Here is a 2423-nt window from a genome sequence, read left to right on the forward strand (position 1 = left end):
AAAAAAAAAGAACATTTGTTAAAAGAAATTAGAACAAAATGAGTGAAAAATTAGAACAAACAAATTCCTTATAAACCTTATCATCTCAACCTATATTAAGATTTTACCTAGTTGAATCTTCTTTTCTATATAAAGCGTCGGAGCATATCAGGGGGTTATCTAACGTAAATGCTACCCTTCGGCTCGCTTTCGCTCGGCATTGACGTCAGATACTGCACCCCCTGAACCCCCATGCTCCAACAGCAAAAAGGAAACTTTTTGCTGCTTTTCCGACGCTTATTCGCTTCGCTCATATTTATATAGAAAAGAAGCGAATGCGCAAAAGACATAATCGATTCACAAAAAATAGGTACACGAAAAACAAGTTAAGGGATGCAGTTTATGCATCCCTTAACTTACTTATTAAATAATTTATAGCTATTGAAAAGAGATAAGAATTGTTCAAAGCTAATATTGTTTAAATCGTCAATTCCTGCATGTTTTAAGGAATTGTTAAATTGATTTTTTGTAAATATTTTCTTGTATTCTTTGTTAACCCATTTCATAACGAAATAATTATACTTCTGTTTATCTTTGTGTGATATTCTTGATTTTTTTCTATTTAATCTGATAAGTGAGCTATTCACTTTAGGTTTAGGATGAAAATATTCTCTTGGAACCATACTTAATATAGAAATATCAACTTCTGCCATTAAAAGTAATGCCAATGAGCGTTTTGTATTTAATAATCTTTTAGCAAACCCGTATTCCACGATTAAATAAATCTCATCAGCTATACTATCAAAAACAATTTTGCGTATTATATCTGTACTTATGTTATAAGGTATATTACCAAATATTTTATAGGATTGGTTTTTAGGAAATTTAAACTGCAATATATCCTTGTTTAAAACTTGGAAATTATCGTGATCAACAAGTTTATTTTCTGTAGTTTTGCATAATTTATGGTCTATTTCAATGGCAGTTACGAAATTACACCTCTGTACTAATTCAAGGGTAAAATGGCCTTTTCCTGAGCCGATTTCAAAGATATTATCATGTTCATTTAATCTTATATTTGTCATTATTTTATCTATATTATGTTTTGAAGTAATAAAGTTTTGACTGTGTTTTATATTTTTCTCGTTCATTATAACCCTCTTTAATTTGGTTATAATGAATTTTGCTTATTAACGATTCATTATAACCACTTATTTTTTCCTCCTTATAAAATTAGTATAATTATAGCACGAGCTCTGATAAATATGAACATGATGAGTGATCGTTAAATTTATACTGCAATCTGATGCGATTATTGAATAAAAGATATGAGAGATTTATCTAGTTTCTTTTTTTACAAGAAAAAAGAAAGTTCTTAAAGGTTTTATAGTTTTGGTCGTAGAGCACACGGTTTAACGACTTAATTACGAAGTAAATAAGTCTAGTGTGTTAGACTTTAATGTTTTTTAAAGGCATTAGTGCACTTAAGCGTCAGAGCATGGCTTTATGCCGAGAAAACTATTGGTTGGAATGGCGTGTGTGTTAGCCAAAGCTTTGGCGAGTTGGTTGGGGGTTTCATGGGATTAATCCCATGAAAGTACCAACTCAACAACACACTAACGCCTGTTGGTTCCAACCAATAGGAAATTGGAATAAGCAATTAGTATAATGAGAGTATAATGTTGGTATAACGTTAGTATAATGATGCTTTTTTTCATTATATTTTTTATGTACTTTAAACCTGCACGCTTATGCGAATTAGAAAAAGCTTAATCGCATTTCATAGATTGACCTCCCAATAACTACGTGGTGTTATTGGGAGGTCAATCTATTTCATTTGCGTTAAGCTTTTGATCTACATTAAGCGTGCAGGTTTTTTGTCTATTTGTAGACGATTTTATGTTATACTAGTCCTTGAAAGAATAATAATCAGATAATGCATTTTCTTGTTTTTCATTTGCCTCTTGCTCAAAGTTCCCAAATTCGAGTAAGAGGTATTTTTGTTTTTGGTCGTCGCCTCTCATTAGTAGTTCAGGGTTTAACATTAATACTCCAGTTTTTCTTTTTATAATATTTCCTTCTTCTAAGATTTTAAGTGTTGTTATTACTGTTTGTAGACTTGTTCCTGTAGCTTTTGCTATTTCTCTTGTTGTAGCTATCATTGTATTGTTACTTAAGTGGACATTATCTAGGATATAGTTAACGATTTTAAGTTTTTTTCCGCCAATCATATCTAACATACTTATTAATTGCACTATATATGCCTTTACGAAGTTACCAGACGTTTGTTTACGGTATAACTTGTCTACCTCTATGACTTCTCCACTTTCTTCGTCTATGAGCCTCTGAGAGCCTTTATAGACTGTTCCATATCTTTCTTTCATCTTTTTCTCACTCCTTATTTTAAACTATTCTAACTATATCATAACTGTTCTAAAAAAAAA

General features: G+C 30.9%; 2 protein-coding genes. Both read right to left on the reverse strand.

Going from position 1 to position 2423, the window contains the following annotated elements; all coding sequences use genetic code 11:
• Positions 1-395: 395 nt before the first annotated feature.
• Positions 396-1130, reverse strand: a complete 735-nt coding sequence (gene erm(C) / locus HMPREF3265_RS00055; RefSeq protein ID WP_001003264.1) for a 23S rRNA (adenine(2058)-N(6))-methyltransferase Erm(C) — start codon at positions 1128-1130, stop codon at positions 396-398.
• A gap of 756 nt (positions 1131-1886) precedes the next feature.
• Positions 1887-2363 (reverse strand): replication/maintenance protein RepL, encoded by a 477-nt coding sequence (locus HMPREF3265_RS00060; protein WP_000664727.1) that lies wholly within the window; start codon positions 2361-2363, stop codon positions 1887-1889.
• Between the last annotated feature and the right edge of the window lie 60 nt (positions 2364-2423).

The organism is Staphylococcus sp. HMSC62B09, assembly GCF_001839115.1.
In the GTDB taxonomy this organism is placed as follows: Bacteria; Bacillota; Bacilli; order Staphylococcales; family Staphylococcaceae; genus Staphylococcus; species Staphylococcus haemolyticus.

Excerpts from the sequence above, each read along its gene's own strand:
- HMPREF3265_RS00060 (WP_000664727.1), bottom strand. The coding sequence starts at position 2,363 with ATGAAAGAAAGATATGGAACAGTCTATAAAGGCTCTCAGAGGCTCATA.